22 protein-coding genes and 1 pseudogene are annotated in these 26,334 nt (G+C 70.3%); 21 read left to right on the top strand and 2 right to left on the bottom strand.

Annotated elements, in window-relative coordinates; genetic code table 11:
• The 5 genes from AC08OT_RS07410 to AC08OT_RS07390 form a co-directional block, all read left to right on the top strand.
• Positions 1-1,779, top strand: a 1,779-nt coding sequence (locus tag AC08OT_RS07410; RefSeq protein WP_476602663.1) for a serine/threonine-protein kinase, incomplete at its 5' end; no start/stop codon positions are given.
• A 99-nt stretch (positions 1,780-1,878) separates the two neighbouring features.
• Positions 1,879-2,097, top strand: coding sequence for a hypothetical protein (locus tag AC08OT_RS07405; protein WP_476592108.1), 219 nt, complete (start codon positions 1,879-1,881; stop codon positions 2,095-2,097).
• A gap of 141 nt (positions 2,098-2,238) precedes the next feature.
• Positions 2,239-3,426, top strand: coding sequence for a cyclic dehypoxanthinyl futalosine synthase (gene mqnC, locus AC08OT_RS07400; RefSeq protein ID WP_476592107.1), 1,188 nt, complete (start codon positions 2,239-2,241; stop codon positions 3,424-3,426).
• Between the two features lie 24 nt (positions 3,427-3,450).
• The gene (add, locus tag AC08OT_RS07395; RefSeq protein ID WP_476592106.1) at positions 3,451-4,533 is read left to right on the top strand and encodes an adenosine deaminase; all 1,083 of its coding nucleotides are present in this window, start codon (positions 3,451-3,453) and stop codon (positions 4,531-4,533) included.
• Positions 4,530-5,252, top strand: a complete 723-nt coding sequence (locus AC08OT_RS07390; protein ID WP_476592105.1) for a demethylmenaquinone methyltransferase — start codon at positions 4,530-4,532, stop codon at positions 5,250-5,252. Before add ends, AC08OT_RS07390 begins: the two co-directional genes overlap by 4 nt.
• A 57-nt stretch (positions 5,253-5,309) precedes the next feature.
• Here the strand turns inward: AC08OT_RS07390 and AC08OT_RS07385 are convergent, their stop codons facing one another.
• Positions 5,310-6,029, bottom strand: a complete 720-nt coding sequence (locus tag AC08OT_RS07385; RefSeq protein ID WP_476592104.1) for a dienelactone hydrolase family protein — start codon at positions 6,027-6,029, stop codon at positions 5,310-5,312.
• A 559-nt stretch (positions 6,030-6,588) separates the two neighbouring features.
• Between AC08OT_RS07385 and AC08OT_RS07380 the strand changes: the two genes are divergently transcribed.
• The 16 genes from AC08OT_RS07380 (at position 6,589) to AC08OT_RS07305 (ending at position 25,578) form a co-directional block, all read left to right on the top strand.
• On the top strand, positions 6,589-7,893 hold the full coding sequence (locus tag AC08OT_RS07380) for a geranylgeranyl reductase family protein (protein ID WP_476592103.1): 1,305 nt from the start codon (positions 6,589-6,591) through the stop codon (positions 7,891-7,893).
• 118 nt (positions 7,894-8,011) lie between these two features.
• Positions 8,012-8,374, top strand: a complete 363-nt coding sequence (locus tag AC08OT_RS07375; RefSeq protein WP_011434998.1) for an NADH-quinone oxidoreductase subunit A — start codon at positions 8,012-8,014, stop codon at positions 8,372-8,374.
• Positions 8,365-9,180 carry a NuoB/complex I 20 kDa subunit family protein gene (locus AC08OT_RS07370; protein ID WP_476602662.1) on the top strand — a complete coding sequence of 272 codons (816 nt, stop codon included), beginning with the start codon at positions 8,365-8,367 and terminating at the stop codon, positions 9,178-9,180. Before AC08OT_RS07375 ends, AC08OT_RS07370 begins: the two co-directional genes overlap by 10 nt.
• Before the next feature lie 3 nt (positions 9,181-9,183).
• Entirely contained in the window at positions 9,184-9,894 is a 711-nt protein-coding gene (locus AC08OT_RS07365) for an NADH-quinone oxidoreductase subunit C (protein ID WP_462185653.1), read from the top strand.
• A 73-nt stretch (positions 9,895-9,967) separates the two neighbouring features.
• A complete protein-coding gene (locus tag AC08OT_RS07360) occupies positions 9,968-11,416 on the top strand; it encodes an NADH-quinone oxidoreductase subunit D (RefSeq protein WP_476592101.1) in 1,449 nt (482 codons plus the stop codon).
• Positions 11,416-12,198, top strand: a complete 783-nt coding sequence (gene nuoE, locus AC08OT_RS07355) for an NADH-quinone oxidoreductase subunit NuoE (RefSeq protein WP_476592111.1) — start codon at positions 11,416-11,418, stop codon at positions 12,196-12,198. The genes AC08OT_RS07360 and nuoE overlap by 1 nt, the downstream gene beginning before the upstream one ends.
• A 2-nt stretch (positions 12,199-12,200) precedes the next feature.
• A complete protein-coding gene (nuoF, locus tag AC08OT_RS07350) occupies positions 12,201-13,532 on the top strand; it encodes an NADH-quinone oxidoreductase subunit NuoF (protein ID WP_476592100.1) in 1,332 nt (443 codons plus the stop codon).
• A gap of 5 nt (positions 13,533-13,537) precedes the next feature.
• Positions 13,538-16,069 (top strand): NADH-quinone oxidoreductase subunit G, encoded by a 2,532-nt coding sequence (locus tag AC08OT_RS07345; RefSeq protein WP_476592099.1) that lies wholly within the window; start codon positions 13,538-13,540, stop codon positions 16,067-16,069.
• Positions 16,066-17,415 (top strand): NADH-quinone oxidoreductase subunit NuoH, encoded by a 1,350-nt coding sequence (nuoH, locus tag AC08OT_RS07340; RefSeq protein WP_462202933.1) that lies wholly within the window; start codon positions 16,066-16,068, stop codon positions 17,413-17,415. Before AC08OT_RS07345 ends, nuoH begins: the two co-directional genes overlap by 4 nt.
• A gap of 3 nt (positions 17,416-17,418) precedes the next feature.
• Complete coding sequence (nuoI, locus tag AC08OT_RS07335; RefSeq protein ID WP_476592098.1) at positions 17,419-18,060, top strand: NADH-quinone oxidoreductase subunit NuoI; 642 nt, start codon at positions 17,419-17,421, stop codon at positions 18,058-18,060.
• The gene (locus tag AC08OT_RS07330) at positions 18,057-18,863 is read left to right on the top strand and encodes an NADH-quinone oxidoreductase subunit J (protein ID WP_476592097.1); all 807 of its coding nucleotides are present in this window, start codon (positions 18,057-18,059) and stop codon (positions 18,861-18,863) included. Before nuoI ends, AC08OT_RS07330 begins: the two co-directional genes overlap by 4 nt.
• Positions 18,860-19,159, top strand: coding sequence for an NADH-quinone oxidoreductase subunit NuoK (nuoK, locus tag AC08OT_RS07325; protein WP_476592096.1), 300 nt, complete (start codon positions 18,860-18,862; stop codon positions 19,157-19,159). The genes AC08OT_RS07330 and nuoK overlap by 4 nt, the downstream gene beginning before the upstream one ends.
• 190 nt (positions 19,160-19,349) lie before the next feature.
• Positions 19,350-21,335: an NADH-quinone oxidoreductase subunit L gene (gene nuoL, locus AC08OT_RS07320; RefSeq protein WP_476602661.1), complete on the top strand. Its 1,986-nt coding sequence runs from the start codon at positions 19,350-19,352 to the stop codon at positions 21,333-21,335.
• Between the two features lies 1 nt (position 21,336).
• Positions 21,337-22,977 (top strand): NADH-quinone oxidoreductase subunit M, encoded by a 1,641-nt coding sequence (locus AC08OT_RS07315; RefSeq protein WP_476592094.1) that lies wholly within the window; start codon positions 21,337-21,339, stop codon positions 22,975-22,977.
• 41 nt (positions 22,978-23,018) lie between these two features.
• A complete protein-coding gene (gene nuoN, locus AC08OT_RS07310; RefSeq protein WP_476592110.1) occupies positions 23,019-24,554 on the top strand; it encodes an NADH-quinone oxidoreductase subunit NuoN in 1,536 nt (511 codons plus the stop codon).
• Positions 24,555-24,561: 7 nt separating this feature from the next.
• Complete coding sequence (locus tag AC08OT_RS07305; RefSeq protein WP_476595528.1) at positions 24,562-25,578, top strand: polyprenyl synthetase family protein; 1,017 nt, start codon at positions 24,562-24,564, stop codon at positions 25,576-25,578.
• Between the two features lie 85 nt (positions 25,579-25,663).
• Here the strand turns inward: AC08OT_RS07305 and AC08OT_RS07300 are convergent.
• Positions 25,664-26,334, bottom strand: a pseudogene (locus AC08OT_RS07300) (hypothetical protein); the annotation flags it as partial.

Genomic DNA, 26,334 nt, shown 5'->3' with positions numbered 1-26,334 from the left:
CCTAGTGGCGGATATCCGGCCGAGGCGCCGCATCCCGATGATCCGACCACGATCGGTGTTTACCAGGTCGTCGGTCGGCTGGGCGCGGGTGGGATGGGAACGGTGTTCCTCGCCCAGGACGCAGCCGAGAAGTTCGTTGCGATCAAGGTGATCAGGTCGGACCTCGCCGTCGACCCGGAGTTCCGGGCACGTTTCCGGGACGAGGTGGCGGCCGCTCGGCGGGTCGCGCCCTTCTGCACCGCCCAGGTCCTCGATGCCGATCCCGACGCGCGTCGTCCTTATCTGGTCACGGAGTACATCGACGGCGTCCGGCTTGATCAGGCCGTCACCGAGTCCGGTCCGCTGCCGCTGTCGACACTGCAGGGCGTGGCGGTCGGCGTGGCGTCTGCGCTCACCGCCATCCACCGGGCCGGCATCGTCCACCGGGATCTCAAACCGAGCAACGTCATGCTGTCGTACTCCGGCCCCCGGGTCATCGATTTCGGGATCGCCCGCGCGCTCGACATGACAAAGGGCCGCACCCAGACGGGTCTGGTCCTCGGCTCGGTCGGCTGGATGGCGCCCGAGCAGATGGAGGGCGCCGCGCTCGGCCCGGCGGTCGACGTCTTCGTCTGGGGACTGCTGATCGGTTACGCGGCCAGCGGCGGTCACCCCTACGGCCACGGCACCTACCTGGAGATGTCGGAGAAGATCCTGACGGGTCAGCCGGACCTGCGGGCCATGCCGCCTGATCTCACGCCGATCGTCCGGTCCGCGCTCGCCCGCGACCCCCGGGACCGGCCCTCCACCGAGAACCTGCTGCTCACCCTGCTCGGCGAGCGCGGCCGGGCCGGTGACGCGCGAGACGCCGCGACCGCCCTGCTCGACGGGACCTGGCCACGGGGACGCAGTGCCGCCGCGGCTGGGGCGGTTGCGGCCGACGGGGCCGACGGGGCCGGTCGACCGGATCCGACCCACGTTGCGACCCCGTATGAACAGCGGCGCTGGTGGGAGAATGAGTCCCGGCCCCTCGGCGGCGATCGTTGGTGGAACGACTCAGCCCGCGACATGCCCCCGCCGGCCGGTCCGCCCATGCCGCCACCCGCGCTGGCACCGCCACCGGCCGCCGACCGCGCCGCGGCGGATTCGTCCAGTACGACGATGAGGCCGACGGGAACGGCCACCGATCGGGTTTCGACGATTCCGGCGAGAGGGGCCATCCGCCGCCGGCACCGGACGCCCGCCCGATGCACGGCGGCCAGCCCCGGGCGGATTCTCCGCCGGCCGGTCAGCCCTACCCGGACCAGCCCTACGCGGGTCGGCCCTACGCCGGGGGCCGTGCCGCGGAGGCGGCACCGTCCCCCCAGGCGCCGGCACGGCCCCGCCCCGTGGCCCAGCCAGTGGCCCCCGTCGGTGCCCGCGGGTCCCGAGCCTGTCAGGGGGCGCGGTGCGCTCTCGCCGGAGCCACGGCCGGCCCCGGCCCCGTGGGTGGCCGAGGCACGCCCGGACCGGCGCGGACGCGCGCCGGCTCCCTACGCTGAACCGGCGCCGCGACCGCGTCCCCGGCGTCGGTTCCGGCTGCGGATCCCTTTCAAGCGCACGATTCTGTTCGTCCTTGTCGTCCTGCTGCTGCTCTACGCGGCGGACCAGATCGCCTTGATGGTCGACGAACAGCGCCAGCGGTTGTGGGACAAGGTCGTCACGTCGGTCAAGGACGACACCCGTGACCAGCTCGACAGTCTGTGGAACCGGGTGAGGGACACGTTCGGCGGCTCCTCGGGCGGGTCGTCGAACGGATGACCGGCAGGCGTAAACCCCTGCCCGGATAGGTACACCGTTATTATAGCCAGTTTCTCGAACAAGATCACGGATTTCCTGCACAGCCCGAAGACCAAGGAGATGGTCAACAAGGCCAAGGCTGCGGCCAACCGGCCGGAGAACCGAGCCAAGATCAAGCAGCTCCAGGCGAAGATCACCAGCCGCGGCCACGGTCACCACGACGCCGGTCCCGCCAGCCCGGCCGGCTCCTCGACCGCCGGTTCCTCGACCGGTGGCTACACTGACGCCACCCACGGTGGCTCCAGCCCGGCGGACCCGGGGACGCGATCCGGACACTGACCGTTCATCCCCCGCGTCGCGCCGATGGCCCCGATGGCTACCCTGGGAGGATCGCCGAAGGTGATTCGACGGAGACCCCGTACGGTGCCCGATGCCAGGGGTCCCCGCGTCGCGCCGAAGGCGCTACGCGGGGAGGGCCGTATGGATGTCGATGGCGAGATTCCGGTGGGTCAGGGCGATGGTGAGATCCGGTCCGTGCTGGACCGGGCCGCAGCCGGCGGGCGTATCTCGGCGGAGGAGGCGCTGCTCCTCTACACGAGGGCGCCGCTGCACGCGCTCGGCGGTGCGGCGGACACGGTCCGTCGGCGCCGTTTCCCCGATGGCATCGCGACGTACATCATCGACCGGAACATCAACTACACGAATGTCTGCGTGACCGCCTGCCGGTTTTGCGCCTTCTACCGCGCTCCGAAGCATGCCGAGGGCTGGGTCCGCGACGTCGAGGATATCGTCGCCAAGTGCGGGGAGGCGGTCGAGCTCGGCGCCACGCAGATCATGCTGCAGGGCGGGCACCATCCCGACTTCGGCATCGAGTGGTATGAGCGCACCTTTGCCGCCATCAAGAAGGCATATCCCCAGTTGGCATTGCACTCGCTGGGCGCCAGCGAGGTTGTGCACATCGCCCGGACGTCCGAGCTGACCTTTCCCGAGGTCATTACCCGGCTGCGGGACGCGGGCCTGGACAGCTTCGCGGGCGCGGGAGCGGAGATCCTCACCGAACGGCCCCGGCAGGCGATCGCTCCGCTGAAGGAGCCCGGTCACGCCTGGCTGTCCGTGATGGAGACCGCTCACAACCTCGGCCTGGAATCCACCGCCACCTTCATGATGGGCACGGGGGAGACGGACGCCGAGCGCATCGAACACCTGACGATGATCCGGGACGTCCAGGACCGGACCGGCGGGTTCCGTTCGTTCATCCCCTGGACCTACCAGCCGGAGAACAACCATCTCGGCGGGCGCACCCAGGCGACGACCCTGGAGTACCTCCGCCTCGTCGCGGTCGCGCGGCTGTTCTTCGACAACATCACGCATCTGCAGGGCTCCTGGCTGACCACCGGCAAGGAGGTCGGCCAGCTTACCCTGCACATGGGCGCCGACGACCTCGGCTCGGTGATGCTGGAGGAGAACGTCGTCTCCTCCGCCGGGGCGCGCCATCGCACCAACCGGGCGGAGCTGATCTCCCTGATCCGCGCGGCCGACCGCATTCCCGCGCAGCGCGACACCCGCTACCGGCACCTCGTCGTGCACCGCGACCCGGCGCAGGACCCGGTCGACGACCGGGTGGCCTCGCACTTCTCCTCCACCGCGCTGCCGCTTATCTCCGCGTAGCCGGGAGCACCATACAGTGACCGGGTGAGTGACTCCTCCGGATTCGCGGTTCCGTCCCCGACCGGGCCGAAGATCGAACTCCACGTCCATCTGGAGGGCACGGTCCGTCCCGCCACCCTGCTGGAGATGGCGCGCCGCAACTCCGAGGCGCTGCCCGCCCGCACGGTCGATGGCCTCGCGGACCTTTACCGCTTCCGCGACTTCGACCACTTCCTGAAGGCCTGGATCCTCACCACCCACGTGATGCGGATGGAGGCCGACTTCCGCCAGGTGGTCGTCGACTACGCCGCCGAGGCGGCCCGGGCGGGCGCTGTCTACCTGGAGGGCATCTTCTCGCCCTGGTTCCGGGTCCATCGGGGGGTCCGCGTCGAGGAGATCTTCCACGGTTACGCCGACGGGGCGATCGAGGCCAGGGAGCGCTACGGCGTCGAGGTGCGCCTCACCCCGGACATCGAACGGGTGCTGCCAGTCGAGGCCGCGATGGAGGTGGCGCGGTGGGCGGTGCGGTTCGCCGATCGCGGTGTCGTCGGCATCGGGCTCGGCGGACCGGAGGTCGGTCATCCCCCCGAGCCGTTCGCGCCAGCGTTCGCCCTGGCCGCCGACGGCGGGCTCGCCGCGGTCCCGCACGCGGGGGAGACAGCGGGCCCGGTGTCCGTGCGGAGCGTGCTCGACGCGCTGGGAGCTAGGCGGATCCGGCATGGGATCCGGGCCGCCGAGGACCCCGAGCTGATGCGACGGCTGGTCGATCAGGGGATCGTGCTGGACGTCTGCCCGGTGTCCAACCTGCGGACCCGGTCGGTGGCGTCCCTCGACGATCATCCTCTGGCGGCGCTGCTGCGGGCCGGGGTCGCGTGCTCGCTCGCCACCGACGATCCCGCTATGTTCGGCACCGATCTGGAGACGGAGCACGCGGTCGCGGCGGGGCTCGGTGCCCGGGCCCGCGACCTGTACACCGCCGGGGTCGCGGGCGCGCTGTGCGACGAGCCGACCCGCGCGCGGCTGCGGCGGATCGGCGAGAGCACCGATTGGGACACCGTCGAGAGGGCCGCCCGCGACGCCTCGGCGGCGGCCTCGGCGCGGTTCGGCGGCGGGGAAGGGGCATGGTGAGCAGAGCGGGACTCGACAAACGTCCGCGGGACGTCGCGTCGATGTTCGACGGGGTGGCCAACCGGTACGACCTGACCAACACCGTGCTCACCGGCGGGCTCGACCGGACCTGGCGGCGCGCCGCGGCGGACGCGCTGGACCTGCGGCCGGGCCTTCGGGTCCTCGACCTCGCCGCCGGGACGGCGACCTCGTCACGAGCCTTCGCGCTCGCCGGGACCGACGTGGTGGCCTGCGACTTCTCCCTGGGGATGCTGCGGGCCGGGCAGCGTCGGCTGGCGTCGCGGCCGTTGCCGGGGGATGCCGGGCGGATCCTGCTGACCGCCGGGGACGGGCTGCGGCTGCCGTTCCGGGACGAGACCTTCGACCGGACGACGATCTCGTTCGGTCTGCGCAACGTCGCCGACACGCTCGGCTGCCTCACCGAGCTGCGCCGGGTGACCCGTCCGGGCGGGATGTTCGTGGTGTGCGAGTTCAGCCGCCCGGTCTGGGCGCCTTGGCGGACGGTCTACGTCGAGTACCTGATGCGGGCCCTGCCAGCCGTGGCCCGCGCGGTGAGCAACAGCCCGGACTCGTACGTCTATCTCGCCGAGTCGATCCGGGCCTGGCCCGCCCAGGCGGAGCTGGCCGGCCTGCTGCGGGAAGCAGGCTGGTTCCGGGTCGGCTGGCGCAACCTCACCGGCGGCGTGGTGGCGCTGCACCGGGGTCGCGCCCCGGACTGACGGTGCTGGACCGACCATGGTGCTGGACCGGCCGGCGCCACGGTCGGCGGGGTGGGCTCAGCCGGGAACATGCGAGTCGAACCAGGTCAGCATGCGTGACCAGGCGTCCTTCGCCGACGGGCCGTGGTAGGCGGCGGCGCGGGCGTCGTTGTGGAAGCCATGCCCAGCCTGTGGGTAACGGACGATCTCGGTGGGCACAGACGCCTTCTGTGTCGCCGCCCGCAGGTCCTCCACCTCCGAAGTGGGGATGCTCGGATCCTGGTCGCCGTACAGACCGAGCCACGGTGCCTGCAGGCGGCCGGCGAGATCCAGCTGGGCGGGTTCCCCGAAGCGGCGCATGGTGATCCCGCCACCGTAGAAGGTGGTCGCGGCGCCGAACGGCCGGGCCACCGCCGCCTGGAAGGCGATGCTCCCGCCGAGGCAGAAGCCCACGACGGCGCAGCGGTCGATGGCGGTTCCCTCCTCGGCGAGGACGACCAGCGCGGCGTCGATGTCGGCGAGGAGGTCGGTGCCGTTGAGCTTATGAATGATCTTCACTGCGGAGGCGAGATCGTCGTAGTCGAAGACGGGCGAGCCCGCGCGGTGGAACAGGCCGGGGGCGATTGCCCGCCACCCCCCGCGCGCGAACCTCGAGCAGACATCGGTGATGTGCTCGGTGAGGCCGAACGCCTCGTGGAGGACGACGACGCCGCCGCGTGCGGGACCATCGGGTTCGGCGAGCGTGGCCGGGGCGGGCCCGTCGGGGGTGGGGATGACGACGGTCTCTGCGATGGTCATCGCGTTCTCTCGTTCCCAGTCCGTGCTGCTTCGGGTGATGGTGTTCGGGTGATGGTGCATCCGCGCCGTCGGGACACCGGCGGCGACCGCGGACGAGCCACCGCGTTTCGGGTGACCTGTGGAGGGATTACCCCGCACGGGCGCTGAATCCCACCCCGGGGGGCGAATATGGGCCACCGGCGGGCGGTGGAGGCCGGCTTCGTGGTTTCTCCGTTGCGCTTCGCGCTGCGGGCGAGTGCTCCGGACCGACACCAGGCGGGTGAGCTGGCCTGATCCAGGCCGATCGGGCGGGAATTGTACCTGCCGCTCATGGTGGCGATCGACCGCCGAGCTCCGGCGGCGGGCGTCCGATGCCGCGAACTATCGCTCACAGTAGCGATAGGGTGCACGAAGTCAACTCGTCCGTTCTTCGCCGCATCCTGGTTGGTGCGGTTGGCCTGCGCAAGGCCTACACTCGCCGAGAACGCTCGTGAAGAATTTCACGAGTACACAGGTGGAGGGCTCCCGGTGGAGTGCCCCCGGGACGAGTAATCTAGCAGATCCGGAGCAATTCGTGACCATGGCGAGGACAAGGGATGACGGTGCGGCCGGCCGGTCGAAGGCCGACGCCGACGTCATCGTGGTCGGCGCGGGTCCCGGTGGCTCCTCGGCCGCCTACCATCTTGCCAGCGCCGGGCTCGACGTGCTCCTGTTGGAGAAGACGACCTTCCCCCGCGAGAAGGTCTGTGGCGACGGGCTGACCCCGCGGGCCGTTCGCAGCCTCGTGGACATGGGTCTCGACACCTCGCCCGTGGCCGGATGGGCCCGTAACCGGGGGCTTCGCATCATCGGCGGCGGCGTCCGCCTGGAGCTGCCCTGGCCGGAGCTGGCGAGCTGGCCCGACTACGGCCTGGTCCGTCCGCGGCTTGACTTCGACGACCTGCTGGCCCGCCACGCGGTGAAGGTCGGTGCCCGGCTGCACGAGGGGACCGCCGTGACCGGTCCGCTGCTCGACGAGCGCACCGGACGGGTCGTCGGCGTGCACGCCAGGACCGGCACCGACCGAACATCTGTGACGTTCCGGGCGCCATTGGTCGTCGCGGCGGACGGTAACAGCGCCCGCATCGCGCTCGCCCTCGGTATCCGCCGCCGGGAGGACCGGCCGTTCGGGGTCGCGGTCCGCCGCTACTACCGCAGCCCCCGCACGCACGACGACTTCCTCGAGTCCCATCTGGAACTGTGGGAGGGCAGGCCGCGCGAGAGCCGGCTGCTGCCTGGCTACGGCTGGATCTTTGGGGTTGGCAACGGCACGAGCAACGTGGGCCTCGGCCTGCTGAACACCACGGACGCCTTCCAGAACACCGACTACCGGGACCTGCTGCGCCGCTGGCTCGCCGCATTGCCGCCGGAGTGGGGATACACCGAGGACAACGCCACCGGCCCGGTGCGTGGCAGCGCCCTGCCGATGGGCTTCAACCGGACCCCCCATTACCGCGACGGCGTGCTGCTGGTCGGTGACGCGGGCGGGATGGTGAATCCCTTCAACGGGGAGGGCATCGCCTACGCGCTCGAATCTGGTCGGTACGCCGCCGAGATTGCCGTGCAGGCCCTCGCCCGCCCGGATGGTCCGGCGCGGGAGCGGGCGCTCGGCCAGTACCCGGAACTCATGCGGGCCCGGTACGGGGGCTATTACACCCTGGGCCGGTTCTTCGTCCAGCTCATCGGCAATCCGACGATTATGGCGTTCGGTACCCGCTACGGGCTGCCGAGACCGGTCCTCATGCGTTTCGTTCTCAAGATCATGGCAAATCTTACCGACCCCCGGGGAGGGGATGCGATGGACCGACTGATCAACGCGATGACCCGGCTCGCTCCCGCGGCCTGACGTGTCCGAAATGGCCACTGGTTCCGCGGGCCGAGTCCGGACCGTTCGGGGTCCGTTCACCGGCGAGCCGTTTCACCCCAACGTCCGGTAACAAACTCTCGAAGGAGAGGAGTTCGGCATGCTCTCGAACTATGTGCCGATCCTCGTTCTACTCGTGATCGCGGCCCTGTTCGCAGTTGGTTCGGTCGCGGCCGGTGCGCTGATCGGCCCGCGCCGGTTCAACCGTGCGAAGATCGACGCATACGAGTGCGGGATCGAACCCTCCCCGGCCCCGGCCGGGCCGCAGCGTTTCCCGGTGAAGTACTACAACACCGCGATGCTCTTCATCGTCTTCGACATCGAGATTATCTTCCTCTTCCCCTGGGCGGTAGCGTTCGACAGCCTGGCGGTATTCGGTCTCGGCGCGATGGCGTTGTTCATGGCGACCATTTTCGTCGCGTACGCCTACGAGTGGCGGCGTGGAGGTCTGGAATGGGACTAGAGGAGAAGCTGCCGGGCGGTGTGCTTCTTGCCAGCGTCGAGAAGCTCGCCAACTGGTCACGGCGCTCGTCGCTGTGGCCGGCGACCTTCGGGTTGGCCTGCTGCGCGATCGAGATGATGTCGACGGGAGCCGGCCGCTACGACCTGTCCCGATTCGGCATGGAGGTCTTCCGGGCCAGCCCGCGCCAGGCCGATCTCATGATCGTCGCCGGCCGGGTGAGTCAGAAGATGGCGCCGGTGCTGCGGCAGATCTACGACCAGATGCCCGAGCCCAAGTGGGTGCTGTCGATGGGTGTCTGCGCCAGCAGCGGCGGCATGTTCAACAACTACGCGATCGTGCAGGGTGTGGACCATATCGTCCCGGTCGACATGTACCTCCCCGGCTGCCCACCGCGGCCGGAGATGCTCATGGACGCCATCATCAAGCTGCACGAGAAGATCCTCGCCGGCCCGATCTCCGGCCGGATTGAGCACACGAAGATCGGTTCCTCGCCGTATCCGAAACCCATCGAGGTGGCCATCGCCCGGGCCGGTCTGCCGGCGGGCGCATTCGACACCCGGACCCTCTCGGTGAACGACCGCAAGCGCTTCTCGATCCCGGCCGGGGCGCCGGCGTCGACGGGTAGCGGGGCGGTCGAACCCGCCCTGGACACCCGCCGGCCCGCTGCCCTCGCACCGCCCTCGGTGTTCGGGTGCGCCAAGCGGCTACCGGTCGACCCTAAGCCGAGTGACGAGGCCCGGGCGCACGGGCCCGGCCCGACCACCGAGAGCATCGGCGACGTCGACGACCCGGATCGGGGGATCTAGGCAGTGAGCGACGAGAGCACAGCCCCCGCCGACCTGGTACCGGGCGCCGCCGGCGTGCCCGGCGGCCCGGGTGGGCGGCGCCGGGACGCGTTCGGCGCCGGTGACAGCGGTGACACCTCCGGGTTCGGCGGGCTTGTGACGCCCGTTCCGGCCCTGAGCTCCACCGCCCGCCCGTTCGGTGACGCCGACGCCGACGCCGTCTACGACGCGCTCGAACGTGCCTTCCCCCAGCTCGGCGACGCCGTCGAACGGGTGGTGGTGGATCGCGGGGAGCTGACCGTCCACGTGCGCCGGGAGAGCCTCGCCGCCGTCGGGCAGACCCTGCGTGACGACCCTGACCTGCGGTTCGAGCTGCTGTCCTCGCTGTCTGGCGTGGACTACCCGGACGACGTCACCGGCCGTCGCCTGCACTCGGTGGTCCACCTGACCTCGATGACGCACCGTCGCCGGGTCCGGGTCGAGGTGTCCGTCACCGACGCCGATCCCACCGTGCCGAGCCTGACCTCGGTGTGGCCCACCGCGGACTGGCACGAGCGCGAGACCTACGACATGTTCGGCATCGTCTACACGGGTCATCCGGGCCTGACCCGAATCATGATGCCGGACGACTGGATCGGGCACCCGCAGCGCAAGGACTACCCGCTGGGGGGCATCCCCGTCGACTACAAGGGTGCCACGATCCCGCCGCCGGACGAGCGCCGGAGCTATTCGTGACCCCGCGTCCGGCCCTGGCCAGCCGGCGACACCGCCAAGGCGACATCCCACGAGGCGACATCCGAGGTTCGCTATGACGCCCAACACGTCGACTTCCGCCACCACGGACGATCTGACCACCGGGGCCCCTAACGGCACCGGGGCCCCCAACGGCGCGAACGGCGTCGGCTACCCGACCGGGACCGTCGGCGGACCCGGGGAGCATCCGGCCTACGAGGCCGGCTTCACCGAGTCGGCGAGTGGGCGGGTCTACACCGTCACCGGCAGCGACTGGGAGCAGATCCTCGGCGTCGGCGAGGAGGAGAACGAGCGGATCGTCGTCAACATGGGGCCGCAGCACCCGTCGACCCACGGGGTGCTCCGCCTGGTCCTGGAGATCGAGGGCGAGACGGTTACCGAGACCCGCATCGTCATCGGCTACCTGCACACCGGCATCGAGAAGAGCTGTGAGTACCGCACCTGGACTCAGGCGGTCACCTTCCTCACCCGGGCGGACTACCTCTCGCCGCTGTTCAACGAGGTGGCCTACTGCCTGTCGGTGGAGAAGCTGCTGGGCATCACCGAGCAGGTACCCGAGCGGGCCACGGTGATCCGGGTGATGGTGATGGAGCTCCAGCGGATCGCCTCGCACCTGGTGTGGCTCGCGACCGGCGGCATGGAGCTCGGCGCCACCACCGCCATGATCTTCGGTTTCCGGGAGCGGGAGAAGGTCCTCGACCTGCTCGAGCTCATCACCGGGCTACGGATGAACCACGCCTACATCCGGCCCGGGGGCCTCGCCCAGGATCTCCCCGACGGCGCCGAGCGGGCCATCCGGGCGTTCCTCGCCGACATGCCGAAGCGGATCAGGGAGTATCACGCGCTGCTCACCGGCCAGCCGGTCTGGAAGGCTCGGATGGTCGACGTCAACGTTCTCGACGCGGCCGGCTGCATCGCGCTGGGGACCACGGGCCCGGTGCTGCGCGCCGCGGGCCTGCCGTGGGACCTGCGCAAGACCATGCCCTACTGCGGCTACGAAACCTACGAGTTCGACGTGCCGACCGCGCTGGAGGGCGACTCCTTCGCCCGCTACCTGGTGCGGCTGGAGGAGATGGGCGAGTCGCTCAAGATCGTTGAGCAGTGCCTGGACCGGCTGCGTCCCGGCCCGGTCATGGTCGCCGACAAGAAGATCGCCTGGCCGTCCCAGCTGTCTGTCGGGTCCGACGGGACGGGTAACTCACTCGCGTACATCCGGAATATCATGGGGACCTCGATGGAGGCCCTGATCCATCACTTCAAGCTGGTGACCGAGGGGTTCCGCGTCCCGGCCGGTCAGGTCTACACCCAGATCGAGTCGCCGCGCGGCGAGCTCGGCTACCACGTGGTCAGCGACGGCGGCACGAGACCCTTCCGCGTCCATGTGCGGGATCCAAGCTTCGTCAACCTGCAGGCCGTCCCGGCGCTGACCGAGGGCGGCCAGGTGGCGGACGTGATCGTCGGGGTCGCCTCGGTCGACCCGGTGCTCGGGGGAGTTGATCGTTGATGGCGTTCTCGCCGGAGACCCAGTCGGCCGCGCAGGAGATCATCGCCAGGTACCCAGCCGGCCGATCCCGTTCGGCCCTGCTCCCGCTGCTGCACCTGGTACAGGCCGAGCAGGGGTGCGTGACCGCGCAGGGCGTCGCGTTCTGCGCGGACGTGCTGGGCATCACCCGGGCCGAGGTCGGCGCGGTCGCGACCTTCTACACGATGTACAAGCGGCATCCGGTCGGGGACTACCTCGTCTCGGTCTGCACGAATCTGTCGTGCGCGCTGCCCGGTGGCGAGGACGTCTACGAGCGGGTCTCGAAGCTCCTCGGGATCGGCCATGACGAGACGACACCGGACGGGTCGATCACCCTCGAGCACGCTGAGTGCCTCGCGGCCTGCGACTACGCACCGGTTATGACGGTGAACTACGAGTTCTACGACCAGGTCGACCCCGACTCCGCCCAGGCGATCGTCGAGGACCTGCGGGCGGGGCGGCGGCCGGCGCCGGCCCGTGGCGGTCCGCTGTGCTCGTTCGCCGAGGTCTCCCGCCAGCTTGCCGGGTTCGGCGATCCGCGGCCGGAGGGCGTCGCGGGCCCGGGGGTCGGCGAGCCGTCGGTCGTGGGTCTCCTCGTGGCCGAGGCGGCCGGCTGGAGCGCCGAGCAGGCGCCCGCGCCGCTGGTCACCCATGGTGTGGGGGCCGACGCGGCGGCGCGCCCCGCCTCACCGCCTGCCGGGCCGCCGCCCGCGGTGGTTCCGGCGCCGACGACCCCGGCCTCCTCGGAACGGAAGGGGAGCTGACAATGCCCGTCACCCCGGTCCTCACCCGGCGCTGGAACACGCCGGAGTCGTGGACGATCGAGACCTACACCCGCCTCGACGGCTACACCGCACTGCGCACCGCCCTCGCGATGGCCCCGGGTGACCTCATCAAGCTGGTGAAGGACTCCGGGCTGCGGGGGCGGGGCGGCGCCGGCTTCCCCACCGGGATGAAGTGGGGCTTCATCCCGCAGGGCGACGGCAGGCCGCACTACCTCGTCATCAACGCCGACGAGGGGGAGCCGGGCACCTGCAAGGACGCGCCGCTGATGATGGCGGACCCGCACTCGCTCATCGAGGGGATCGTCATCGCGGCCTACGCGGTGCGGGCCGGCCGGGCGTTCGTCTACCTGCGCGGCGAACTGATCCACGCGGCCCGTCGGCTGCAGGCCGCCGTGGCCGAGGCCTACCGGGCCGGTTACCTCGGCCGGGACATCCTTGGCAGCGGCTTCGACCTCGACCTCGTCGTGCACTCCGGCGCGGGCGCCTACATCTGCGGCGAGGAGACGGCACTGCTCGACTCCCTGGAGGGCCGCCGCGGCCAGCCTCGGCTGCGCCCGCCGTTCCCCGCGACGCACGGCCTGTACGCCTCCCCGACGGTGGTCAACAACGTCGAGACGATCGCGTCGGTGCCGTACATCGTGAACTACGGTGTGGACTGGTTCCGGTCGATGGGCCGGGAGCGCTCGCCGGGGCCGAAGATCTACAGCCTGTCCGGGCACGTGACCCGGCCCGGCCAGTACGAGGCCCCGATGGGCACCACCCTGCGGGAGCTGCTCGACCTGGCCGGCGGCGTGCGGGGCGGTCGCGGGCTCAAGGCGTGGACCCCGGGCGGGTCGTCCACCCCGATGCTGACCGCCGAGCACCTCGACGCGCCGCTCGACTTCGAGGGCATGCAGGAGGTCGGGTCGCTGCTCGGCACGGCCGCACTCATGATCATGGATGACACGGTCGACATGCTCAAGGTCGTCCGCCGGCTCACCCAGTTCTACGCGCACGAGTCGTGCGGCAAGTGCACTCCGTGCCGCGAGGGCACCACCTGGATGGTGCAGATCCTGTCCCGGATGGAACGGGGCCAGGGCGACGCCGAGGACGTGGACACCCTCGTCGACGCCTGCGACAACATCTTCGGCCGGGCGTTCTGCGCGCTGGCCGACGGGGCCACCTCCCCGATCGTCTCGGGGATCAAGTACTTCCGGGACGAGTTCATCCCGGTGAGTGCGGTGACCACGAAGCCGAACCCCACCCCGGGAGACGCCACGGCCGGCGACGGCTCGCCCGCGTCCGCCCCGGGTGCCTACGCGGGAGCGCACTGACCATCATGACCGTCGCCCCATCCAGGCCTCGCGCCTCAGAGCCGGCCCAGCCGGTCGCATCCGACCTCATCACCCTCACCATCGACGGGCTGTCGGTGAGCGTGCCCAAGGGCACCCTCATCATCCGCGCGGCTGAGCTGCTCGGCATCGAGATCCCGCGGTTCTGCGACCATCCGCTCCTCGACCCCGTCGGAGCCTGCCGGCAGTGCATCGTCGAGGTGGAGGGCCAGCGCAAGCCGGTCGCCTCCTGCACCACGACGGTGGCCGCCGACATGGTCGTGAAGACCCAGCTAACCTCGCCGGTCGCCCGCAAGGCCCAGGCCGGCACGCTCGAGTTCCTGCTCCTCAACCATCCGCTTGACTGCCCGATCTGCGACAAGGGCGGCGAGTGCCCGCTGCAGAACCAGTCGATGGCGAACGGCGGTGCGGTCTCCCGGTTCAAGGAGACCAAGCGGGTGTACCCGAAGCCGCTGGCGATCTCCACCGAGATCCTGCTGGACCGGGAGCGCTGCGTGCTGTGCGCCCGCTGCACCCGGTTCTCCGCCCAGATCGCCGGTGACCCGTTTATCGAGCTGTTCGAGCGAGGCGCCGCCGAGCAGGTCGCGGTGAGCGAGGGGCAGCCGTTTTCCTCCTACTTCTCCGGCAACACCGTGCAGATCTGCCCGGTGGGGGCATTGACCAGCGCCGCCTACCGTTTCCGGGCCCGGCCCTTCGACCTGGTCTCCACGCCCACGGCGTGCGAGCACTGCGCGTCGGGATGCTCCCTGCGCACCGACCACCGCCGGGGCAGGGTGACCCGTCGCCTCGCCGGCGACGACCCGGCGGTGAACGAGGAGTGGAACTGCGACAAGGGCCGGTTCGCCTTCACCTACGCGCGCGCGGCCGACCGGCTCACCACCCCGCTGATCCGCGACGACGAGACCGGGCAGCTCGTCCCGGCTTCCTGGAGCGAGGCGCTCGAGTACGCCGCGCGGGGACTGGCCGAGTGCCGGGACCGGCGCGGGGTCGGAGTGCTCACCGGCGGGCGGCTGACCCGTGAGGACGCCTACGCCTACGCGAAGTTCACCCGGGTGGCGCTGGCCAGCAACGACGTGGACTTCCGGGCCCGGCCGCACTCCGCCGAGGAGGAGCAGTTCCTCGGGTATGCCGGCACCGGCATCGGCATCGGCATCGGCGTCACCTACGCCGATCTCGAGGCCGCCCCGGCCGTGCTCCTGGTGGCCTTCGAGCCGGAGGAGGAGTCGCCCATCGTCTTCCTGCGACTACGTAAGGCCGTGGACAAGCACGGCGCGGCCGTGCACGCGCTCGCACCCCTGGCGAGCCGGGGGCTGACCAAGCTCGCCGGCACCCTCGTGCCGACGCGGCCCGGCGAGGAGGCGGCCGTCCTCGACGTGCTCGCCGCCCCCGACCGGGGCGGGCCGGAAGCACCGACCACGCAGGCCCTGCGGGCGCCGGGGGCGGTGATCCTGGTGGGCGAGCGGGCCGCGGAGTTCCCCGGGGCGCTGTCCGCGGCTGTCCGGCTGGCCGAGGCGACCGGTGCCTCGCTCGCCTGGGTTCCGCGGCGGGCCGGTGACCGCGGCGCGGTCTCGGCCGGGCTGCTTCCCTCGCTGCTGCCCGGCGGCCGCCCGGTCACCGACGCCGCCGGGCGCGCCGAGGTCGAGGAGGTCTGGGGGGGTCCGCTGCCCGGCGCGCCCGGCCGCGACACCGACGGCATCCTGGCCGCCGCCGCGGCCGGGCGGCTCGACGGGGTGATCGTGGCCGGGGTCGACGCGGAGGACCTGCCGAATCCGGCGAGTGCGCTCGTGGCGCTCGCCCGGATGCCGTTCTGCATCTCGATCGAGCTGCGCCGGTCGTCGATCGCCGAGGTCGCGGATGTGGTGCTGCCCATCGCCCCGGTGGCGGAGAAGGCCGGCTCGTTCGTCGACTGGGAGGGCCGGCTGCGACCGTTCCAGCGGGCCCTGGACACCCCGGCCCTGCCGGACGTCCGGGTGCTGCACCTGCTCGCCGCCGAGATGGGCCTCGACCTCGGCTTGCCCGACGCCGGCGCGGCCGCCCGCGAGCTGCGTGCCCTGGGCCGGGCCGGCAACGGTGTGAGCCGGGTGCCCGCCCCGTCGGAGCCGATCGCCGAGCCGCCCGTCGCGGGGGCGGGTGAGGCGGTGCTCGCGACCTGGCACCAGCTCGTCGACGACGGCGCCCTGCAGGCCGATGAGCCCTACCTGGCGGGCACCGCGCGCCCGGCGGTGGCCCGCCTGTCCGCCGCGACCGCCGCCGAGATCGGCGCCGTGGCCGGGGGGCGGGTAACCGTCACGACCCCCCGCGGCTCGATCACCCTGCCCGTCGAGGTCACGGCGATGCCCGACCGGGTGGTCTGGGTGCCGACCCACTCGCCGGGCTCGCACGTGCGCCGGGCGCTTGCCGGGCACGCCGGGGTCCTCGTCCGGGTGGGCGCCGCCGGGACGAGCACCCCCGCCGAGGACGATCCCCCTGCCGGGGACGGCACCCCCGCCGGGGACGACACTCCCGGAGGCCGCGCATGAGCGCCACCCCGCCCACGCTCGTCTGGGCCGCGGCCGCGGATCCGGACCTGCACGCGTTCGCCGACGACCCGTTCTGGCTGATCCTGCTCAAGGCCGTCGCGGTGTTCGCCTTCCTGCTGCTGATGACGCTGTTCGCGATCGTGTTCGAGCGCAAGGTCGTCGCGAAGATGCAGCAGCGGGTCGGCCCGAACCGCCACGGCCCGAGGGGCTGGCTGCAGAGCCTCGCCGACGGTGCCAAGCTGATGCTCAAGGAAGACCTCATCCCGGTACTCGCCGACAAGCCGATCTTTATCCTGGCGCCGATCGTCTCCGCGGTGCCCGCGTTCCTCGCCTTCGCGGTGATCCCCTTCGGTCCGGAGGTCTCGATCCTCGGGGAGCGGACCACGCTGCAACTGGCGGACCTGCCGGTGAGCGTGCTCTACCTGCTGGCGGCCGCCTCCCTCGGTGTCTACGGGCTCATCCTGTCGGGCTGGTCGAGCGGGTCCACCTACCCGCTGCTCGGCTCGCTGCGTTCGGCCGCGCAGATCATCTCCTACGAGGTCGCGATGGGGCTCGCGTTCGTCGCGGTGTTCATCTACGCCGGCACGCTGTCGACCTCCGGCATCGTGGCGAGCCAGTCGGGTCGCTGGTACATCGTGCTGGTGCCGTCGTTCGTCCTGTACTGCATCTCGATGGTCGGCGAGACGAATCGGACCCCCTTCGACCTCCCCGAGGCCGAGGGCGAACTGGTCGGCGGGTTCCACACCGAGTACAGCTCCATCAAGTTCGCGTTCTTCTTCCTGGCCGAGTACATCAACATGGTCACCGTCTCGGCGATCGCGACGACCTTGTTCCTCGGGGGCTGGCAGCCTCCGCCCATCCCCGGCCTGTCCGGTCTGAACTCCGGCTGGATTCCGCTGATCTGGTTCGTCCTCAAGCTGCTGGCGTTCCTGTTCTTCTTCATCTGGCTGCGCGGGACGCTGCCGCGGCTGCGGTACGACCAGTTCATGAGCTTCGGCTGGAAGGTGCTCATCCCGGTCGGTCTGGTCTGGGTGCTGGCCGTCGCGACCTTCCGCGTCTACCAGAAGCACGTGGACGACCGCACGCCCTGGCTCGTCGGGTTCGGCGTGGTCGTCGGCATCCTGCTGATCGTCGCGCTCATTGATCCCGGCGGCGCGAGGCACCAGCGGGAGCTGGAGGAGGCCGAGCAGCGCAAGTTGGCCGAGGCGCCGAGCCTCGACCGCATCCCGTGGCCGCCCCCACCGCCGGCCGGTGGACGGGGCCGTCCGGCGGTGTCCGCCGGTGCCTCGGCCAACGGGTCGTCCACTGTCATCCCCGCGGACCCCGGTCCGCGTCAGGAGCGTTGAGTCATGGGGATCCTCGACCCGTACAAGGGGTTCGGCGTCACCTTCGGGACGATGTTCAAGAAGCCGACGACCGAGCAGTACCCGGAGGAAAAAAAGGAGACCGCCTCGCGTTTCCACGGCCGTCACCAGCTCAACCGGCATCCCGACGGCCTGGAGAAGTGCGTCGGGTGCGAGCTGTGCGCCTGGGCGTGCCCGGCCGATGCGATCTATGTCGAGGGCGCGGACAACACCGAGGCTGAGCGGTACTCCCCGGGCGAGCGGTACGGCCGCGTCTACCAGATCAACTACCTGCGGTGCATCCTGTGCGGGCTGTGCATCGAGGCCTGCCCCACCCGGGCGCTGACGATGTCCAACGACTACGAGCTCGCCGACGACAGCCGACAGGATCTGATCTTCACCAAGGAACAGCTGCTCGCTCCGCTGCGCGAGGGCATGGAGGCGCCGCCGCATCCGATGCGGCTCGGCTCCAGCGAGACCGACTACTACACCCGCGACCCCGACGCCCCGCTGCCCTGGCAGATCTCGGAGCAGGAGCAGGCCGCGGAGCGGGAGGCAGCAGACGTCATCGCCCGGCGGACGGCGGGCGAGCATTCCCGGGCGGACGAGGTTCCCGCCCACGGCGCCGGTTCGGAGCGACCACGATGAACCACGAGATCCTCGCCGCCGCGGCGGGGGACATCACCAGCACCTCCACCGGTGAGGCCGCGACCTTCTGGATCCTCGCCCCGGTCGCGGTGCTGGCCGCACTCGGCATGGTGATGGTCCGCAGCGCCGTGCACTCGGCGCTGCTGCTGGTGGCCAACCTGTTCTGCGTCGCGGTGTTCTACCTGATCCAGGAGGCACCGTTCCTCGGGTTCGTGCAGATCATCGTCTACGCGGGCGCGATCATGGTGTTGTTCCTGTTCGTGCTGATGCTCGTCGGGGTTGACTCGTCCGACTCGCTGGTGGAGACCATCCGCGGTCAGCGCCTCGGCGCGATCGTCTTCGGCCTCGGCTTCGCGGGCCTGCTGGCCTTCCCGATCGGTTCGGCGATCGACGGCGGGAGCGCCACGGGCTTGTCCGAGGCGAACACCGGCGGCAACGTCCAGGCGATCGGCCGCCTGCTGTTCACCGACTACGTCTTCGTCTTTGAGGCGATCTCGGCGCTGCTTGTCGTCGCCGCGATCGGCACGATGATCCTCGGCCACCGGGAACGCGAAGGCGGCCGGATCAGCCAGCGGGAGTGGATGCGGCGGCGCTTCACCGAGGGCCGTCAGGTCACCCCGCTGCCTGGGCCGGGGGTCTTCGCCCGGCATGACTCCGCCGACACGCTCGGGCTGTTGCCGGGCGGCGGGCGCGCCTCGGGCATCGGGGGCATCCCCGAGACGCCCGGCGAGCCGGGCGGCGGCATCTCCCGGGACGCGAACGGCTCGGCGCCCATCGGCGCCGGTAAGGGGGACGGTCGATGAACCCCGCGAACTACCTGATCCTCTCCGCGCTACTGTTCACCATCGGCACGGTCGGGGTCCTCGTCCGGCGCAACGCGATCGTCGTGTTCATGTCGGTGGAGCTCATGCTCAACGCCGCGAACCTGACCATGGTCACGTTCTCCCGCATTCACGGGACCCTCGACGGGCAGATCATGGCCTTCTTCGTCATGGTCGTCGCCGCGGCCGAGGTCGTCATCGGCCTGGCCATCATCCTCAGCATCTTCCGAACCCGTCACTCGGCGTCGGTGGATGACGTGAACCTGCTGAAGTACTAGATCCCAGCCAAGCACGAGTACGAGCGCGAGCACCAGATCTTGACCAGCATTCCCACCGCGGACCGGGTCGGGTGGACTCTCCGGTCCGCTCCCGCCGCCGGAACGCGGCTGCGACCGGCCGTCGGCCACGGAAGAACGGACGACACTGCAGTGACGCATTATCGCCAATGGCATCCGCGGCGGAGTCGCGATGAACGCTGACCCGCTTCTGCTCGCCGCCGCCGAACATGGCGGCAGCAAGATCCATTATGTGGCCGCGTCGGGGGTCTTCTCGCTGACCTGGCTGCTCATCGCGCTTCCGTTGGCCGGAGCCGCGGTGCTGTTGCTCGGCGGCCGGCGGACCGACGGGTTCGGGCATCTGCTCGGCACACTGACCTCCGCCGCCAGCTTCGTGATCGGTCTGGTGCTGTTCGCCGGCCTGCTCGACTGCCCCGGTGACGAGCGGGCGCTGTCCCAGCAGCTGTACTCCTGGATTCCGGTCAACGGTTTCCAGGTGGACGTCGGTCTGCTGGTCGACCAGCTTTCGGTCGTCTTTGTGCTGCTGATCACCGGGGTCGGGACACTGATCCACATCTACTCGATCGGCTACATGGCGCACGACCCGGCCCGGCGGAAGTTCTTCGCCTACATGAACCTCTTCCTGGCGTCGATGCTGCTGCTCGTCCTGGGCGATAACTTCCTGTCGCTCTACGCCGGCTGGGAGCTGGTCGGACTGTCGTCCTTCCTGCTCATCAAGTTCTGGGAGTACAAGCCGGCCGCCGCCACCGCGGCGAACAAGGCCTTCTACATGAACCGGGTCGGGGACGTCGGGCTGGTGCTCGCGATCATGTTCATGTTCGCCACCGTCGGGTCGACGAGCTACGCCGACGTGTTCGGCTCGGCCGCCGCGGGCGTCATCGGTTACGGCACGATCACCGCGATCGCGCTGCTGCTCCTGCTCGGCGCGTGCGGCAAGTCCGGTCAGTTCCCACTGCAGGCCTGGCTGCCGGACGCCATGGAGGGCCCGACCCCGATCTCCGCGCTCATCCATGCGGCAACCATGGTCACCGCCGGGGTCTACCTCATCGTGCGGGCTGGGCCGATCTTCAACGAGACGCAGGCCGCTCGCACCGTCGTAGTGATCATCGGGGCGGTCACGATCCTGATTGGCTGCGTCATCGGCTGCGCCTACGACGATATCAAGAAGGTGCTGGCCTACTCGACGGTCAGCCAGATCGGGTACATGTTCCTCGCGGTGGGGCTGGGACCGGCCGGCTACGCGATCGGCATCATGCACCTGCTCGCCCACGGCTTCTTCAAGGCCGGCCTGTTCCTCGGATCCGGCTCGGTGATCCACGCGATGCACGACGACCAGGACATGCGCCACTACGGCGGGCTCTGGCGGTACATGCCCATCACCTGGGTGACCTTCGGTTTTGGCTACCTGGCGATCATCGGGTTCCCCGGGTTCTCCGGCTTCTTCACCAAGGACCGGATCATCGAGACCGCCTTCGACAAGGGTGGGACATCGGGATACCTGCTCGGCTCGATCGCGCTGCTGGGCGCGGGCATCACCGCCTTCTACATGTCCCGGCTGTTCCTGATGACCTTCCACGGCAGGCCGCGCTGGACGACGGAGGGCGAGCACGCCCGGCATCCGCACGAGTCCCCGGTGTCGATGACCGGGCCGATGATCGTGTTGGCCGTCGGCTCGGTCCTCGCCGGTGGCCTGTTCGTCCTCGGCCACTCGTTGCAGGACTGGCTCGAACCGGTCGCCGGGACGCACGTCGAGGGCGTCCACACCTTCTCGCCGCTCGTCCTCACCCTGCTCACACTGGTGGTCACCGTCGGCGGCTTCGCCGGCGCCTATGTGCGCTACCAGCTGCGCCCGGTCGAGGCGACGGCCCCGCCGGACTCCAAGGTCACCCTGGTCACCGTCGCCGCCCGTCACGACCTGTTCGCGAACACCTTCAACGAGACCGTCGCGATGCGGCCTGGCCAGTACCTGACCCGTTTCCTGGTCTGGCTGGACCTCGTCGGCGTCGACGGGCTCGTGCGGAGCAGCGCCGCCGCCATCGGCGGCCTGTCGGGGCGGATGCGCCGCCTCCAGACCGGCTTCGTCCGGTCCTACGCTCTGTCAATGTTGGGAGGTGCCGTCCTCGTGGTCGGCGCGCTGTTGCTGGTGAGGGCGGGCTGACATGCACACAGTCCCCTGGTTGACGATCATGTTGATCGTCCCGGTCGCGGGTGCGGTGATCGTCGCCGCTCTGCCCCGCCGGCTGTCGACCCTCGCCAAGCAGCTCACCCTCGGGCTCTCGCTGGCGGTCCTGGTGCTCGCGGTCCTTGCGACTGCTGCCTACGACCCGAACAAGGCCGGCTTCCAGTTCGGCCAGTCCTACGACTGGATCAAAACCTTCGGCATCTCCTACTCGGTGGGAGCCGACGGCATCTCGCTGGTGCTGATCCTGCTGGCCGCGCTGCTGGTGCCGGTCGTGGTCCTGGCGTCCTGGGACGAGGCAGACGCGGATGGCGGGACGACCGGCGCGACGGACCCGACCGGCGCGGCCGCCGTCGGGGCGGACGACTCCGGGCCCGGAGCCGGGACGCGGAGCAGGCGGTCGGTCCCGGCGTTCTTCGCGCTGTTGCTGGCGCTGGAGGCCGGGATGATCGGCGTGTTCGCCGCCACCGACGTCTTCCTCTTCTACGTCTTCTTCGAGGCGATGCTTATCCCGATGTACTTCCTCATCGGGAGCTACGGCCCGGTCAGGGAGCAAGCGCAGCGCTCCTACGCAGCGGTCAAGTTCCTGCTCTACAGCCTCTTCGGTGGCCTGCTGATGCTCGCCGCCGTGATCGGGCTGTACGTCGTCTCCGCCGACAACCTCGGCAGCGGAACCTTCGACTTCGCCACCCTGCGGCAGATGGACATCACCCCCGAGGTGCAGAAGCTGCTGTTCCTCGGCTTCTTCCTGGCGTTCGCCATCAAGGCCCCGCTGTTCCCGTTCCACACCTGGCTGCCCGACGCCGGCGCGCAGTCGCCCACTGGCGGCGCGGTGCTGCTGGTCGGGGTGCTGGACAAGGTGGGCATGTTCGGACTGATCCGGTACTGCATCCCGCTGTTCCCCGACGCGGCCGACTACTTCGCCCCGCTGGTGCTGGGGCTGGCGGTGACCGGCATCTTCTACGGCGCCCTGCTCGCCATCGGGCAGCGGGACATGAAACGGCTGGTCGCCTACACCTCGCTGGCCCACTTCGGCTTCATCGCGCTGGGCACCTTCGCCTTCACTTCCCAGGCGGGCAGCGGCGCGGTGCTCTACATGGTCAACCACGGCCTGTCCACCGGCCTGCTTTTCATGGTCGTGGGCTTCCTGGTGGCGCGCCGCGGCACCCGTGACGTCGGCGCTTACGGTGGTCTGGCCAGGGTGACGCCGGTGCTCGCCGGGGTGTTCCTCGTCGCCGGACTGTCGTCGTTGGCGTTGCCCGGGACGAACAGCTTCGTCAGCGAGTTCCTGGTGCTGATGGGGACGTTCACCCGGAACAAGCCGCTGGCGATCGTCGCGACCACCGGCATCGTGCTGGCCGCGATCTACATCCTGTACCTCTACCAGCGGACGATGACCGGGCCGGTGGTGCACGAGGAGAACAAGGTCCTGGTCGACCTCAGCCTGCGCGAGAAGCTCGTCGTCGCCCCGATGGTCGCGCTCATCGTCGCGCTCGGGGTCTACCCCAAGCCGCTGCTCGACATCATCACGCCGACGGTGACGGCGACCTATGCCGATATCGGCAAGTCTGACCCGGCTCCGACGCACTCGGTGACCGCGGAGTCCGGAGGCCACTCGTGAGCGCCACACCCGACCTTCTCCTGGCGCAGGAATCGAACCCGATGATCACGCTGCCGTCGATCGAATACTCCTCGCTCAGCCCGATCCTGATCGTGTTCGGGGTCGCGCTCGTCGGGGTGCTCGTCGACGCCTTCGCCACGAAGCGGGCCCGGCGGACCTTCCAGCCGATCCTGGCGGGTGCGGGCTTCGTCGCCGCGCTCGTGGCCGTGGCGGTGCTGCATGGCCGGCAGGCCATCCTCGCCTCCGGTGCGCTGGCGATCGACGCGCCGACCCTGTTCATGCAGGGCACGATCCTGGTCTTCGCCCTGCTGTCGGTGCTGCTGGTGGCCGAACGCCAGCTTGACTCGTCCGGCGGGGCGATCGTGGCCTCGGCCGCGATCACTCCAGGCTCGAAGGGATCGACGGCGCAGCAGACCTCGGCAGACGTGCAGACCGAGGCGTATCCGCTGATGGTCTTCTCGGTCACCGGGATGATGCTCTTCGTCGCATCGAACAACCTGCTGGTGATGTTCGTGGCGCTGGAGATCCTCTCGCTGCCGCTGTACCTGCTGGCCGGGCTCGCCCGGCGCCGCCGGCTGCTGTCGCAGGAAGCGGCGATGAAGTACTTCCTGCTCGGGGCGTTCTCCTCGGCCTTCTTCCTCTACGGCGTCGCGTTTGCCTACGGATTTGCCGGCAGCGTGGAGTTCGGGGCGATCGCGGACGCGGTCGGCAACGCCGGTGTGAACGACACTTACCTCTATCTGTCGTTCGCGCTGCTGGCGGTGGGTCTGTTCTTCAAGATCGGCGCCGCGCCGTTCCACTCCTGGACGCCGGACGTCTATCAGGGCTCGCCGACGCCGGTTACCGCGTTCATGGCGGCGGGGACGAAGGTCGCCGCGTTCGGCGCCCTGCTGCGGGTCTTCTACGTCGCCTTCGGGGGGCTGCGCTGGGACTGGCGACCAATCCTGTGGACGATCGCCATCCTCACCATGGTGGTCGGCGCGGTGCTTGCCCTGACCCAGCGCGACATCAAGCGCATGCTGGCCTACTCTGCGATCGCGCACGCCGGGTTCCTGCTGGTGGGCCTCGCCGGCACCAACACCGACGGCCTGCGCGGCTCGATGTTCTACCTGGTGACCTACGGCTTCACGACGATCGCCGCCTTCGCCGTGGTCTCCCTGGTCCGTACCGGCGACGGCGAGGCCGGCGACCTGTCCCAGTGGCGGGGGCTCGGCAGGACCTCGCCCCTGCTGGCCGGGACGTTCTCGTTCCTGCTGCTCGCGCTCGCGGGGATCCCGTTGACGAGCGGGTTCACCGGGAAGTTCGCGGTGTTCCAGGCCGCGATCGCCGGGGACGCCACCCCGCTGGTAGTCGTTGCACTGGTGTGCAGCGCCATCGCCGCCTTCTTCTACGTGCGGGTCATTGTGCTGATGTTCTTCTCCGAGCCGCTCGCCGAGGGTCCGGTGGTGGTGACCCGCCCGACGTTGACTTTCGCCGCGGTCGCCATCGGCACTGTGGCTACTCTTGTACTGGGAGTAGCGCCACAGCCACTCCTGGACCTCGCGACGACCGCCGCGACGTCCGGCTTCGTACGCTGACGGTGGTATGAGCGCTATCGGGCTGGACGTCGTGGGGATCAGGACCGATCCTGATCTGGAAAAGGCCGTGCGGATGGGTCTTGTCCGGGTGGAGGATCTGCTGCGCGAGTCGGTGCGCAGCGAATCCGCCTTCGTGACCGAGACCTCCCGCCATCTCGTCGACGCGGGGGGGAAACGTTTCCGTCCGATCGTCGTGCTGCTGGCGGCGCAGTTCGCCGATCCCGAGGCCGACGGGGTGGTGCCGGCGGCGGTGGCGATCGAACTCACCCATCTGTCGACGCTGTACCACGACGACGTGATGGACGAGGCGCCGCGGCGGCGGGGAGCGGCCTCCGCGAACACGCGGTGGACGAACACGGTCGCCATCCTCACCGGGGACTACCTGTTCGCCCGCGCCTCCGACATCACCGCGGACCTCGGCCCGGAGGCGACCCGCATCCTTGCCCGGACGATCGCGACCCTGTGCGAGGGGCAGATCCGGGAGACCGTGGGCCCGGCGCCCGGGCAGGACCCGGTCGAGCACTATCTGCGGGTCATCACGGACAAGACCGCCTCGCTGATCGCGACCTCGGGTCGGCTCGGTGCCATGCTGGCGGGCGCTGACCCGATCACCGTCGACACCCTCGCGACCTTCGGGGAGCTTTTCGGGGTGGCTTTCCAGTTGTCCGACGACATCATCGATGTTGCCTCGGACCCGGTGGACTCGGGCAAGACGCCCGGCACGGATCTGCGGGAGGGGATCCCGACCCTGCCGGTGCTCTACGCGCTGCAGGCCGATGACCGGGCGGCGGGACGGCTCCGGGAGCTCATCACCACCGGATTCGCCCCCGGCGACGGGAACACGGAGGACCGGGTGGGCGAGGCTCTCGATCTGCTGCGCAGCCACGTGGGCATGGCCCGGGCCCGGGCGGAACTCGTCTCCTGGTCGAGCCGGGCGCGGGAATGCCTCGCGCCGTTGCCGGACAATCCGGCGAAGACCGCCCTGGAGTCCCTCGCCGACTTCGTGGTCGACCGCACCGGCTGAGCGCGGCGCGGGACCGCCCGGTCCCGGAAACAAGGTGACCTGGCCGAATCTGGTGAGACCCGGCCAGGTCGGAGGGCGTCCTGGGTCAGTGCCCCGACGTGACCGCCGTCGTGGCGGTGGTTCCGGCCGGGTCGGCGTGGCCCTTCGTGGCACCGGCCTGCGTACCGAAGAATGTCTCGAGCAGCGGAGTGACGTCGATCGGCGTCGGATGGAACGGCAGGGAGCCACCGGCCGAAGTCGGCGTCGGGCTCGTGGAGGGGGTCGGGTCGCCCCACGGCCACGAGTCGGTCGGCGACGGCGATGTCGTGGCCGCGCCGGCGGTGCCCGTCGGACTGGGCGCGATGGTACGCAGGTCGGTGGGGCTCGTGTTGGGTGAGCTGAGCTCGTCCCGCGGCGTCAGTGGCACGATCGGGATCGGCGAGGTGCCGGGGCTCAGGTACGCCTCGCCGGTGGCGTGGGAGGAACCTGATCGCCCGGACGGACTACCCGGGTGGGCGGTCAGGCCGGACTGGCTCGTGCTCGGCGCCAGCAGCGCCTGGGGCGGAGTGGGCAAGGTGGCCTGCGGACGGTCGCGGGAGGCCTGCGTCTGCGAGGAGCCGAAGGCGGCCCCGCCTGTGTACTGGACCCGAGGCGCCTCGCCGCCGTTCGGGCCGGTCGTGGCGCCCGTCGGATCGCCGCCCAGGGCTACGCCGGCGACCAGCGCGGACAGCCCGGCGAGCGAGACGGTTCCCGCCGCGGCGAGCCGCACCCGCCCGC

It is taken from the genome of Frankia sp. CgJB1 (genome assembly GCF_977947065.1).
The sequence above is the reverse complement of the archived record's forward strand: the minus strand, read 5'-3'. Positions and strand labels throughout refer to the sequence as shown.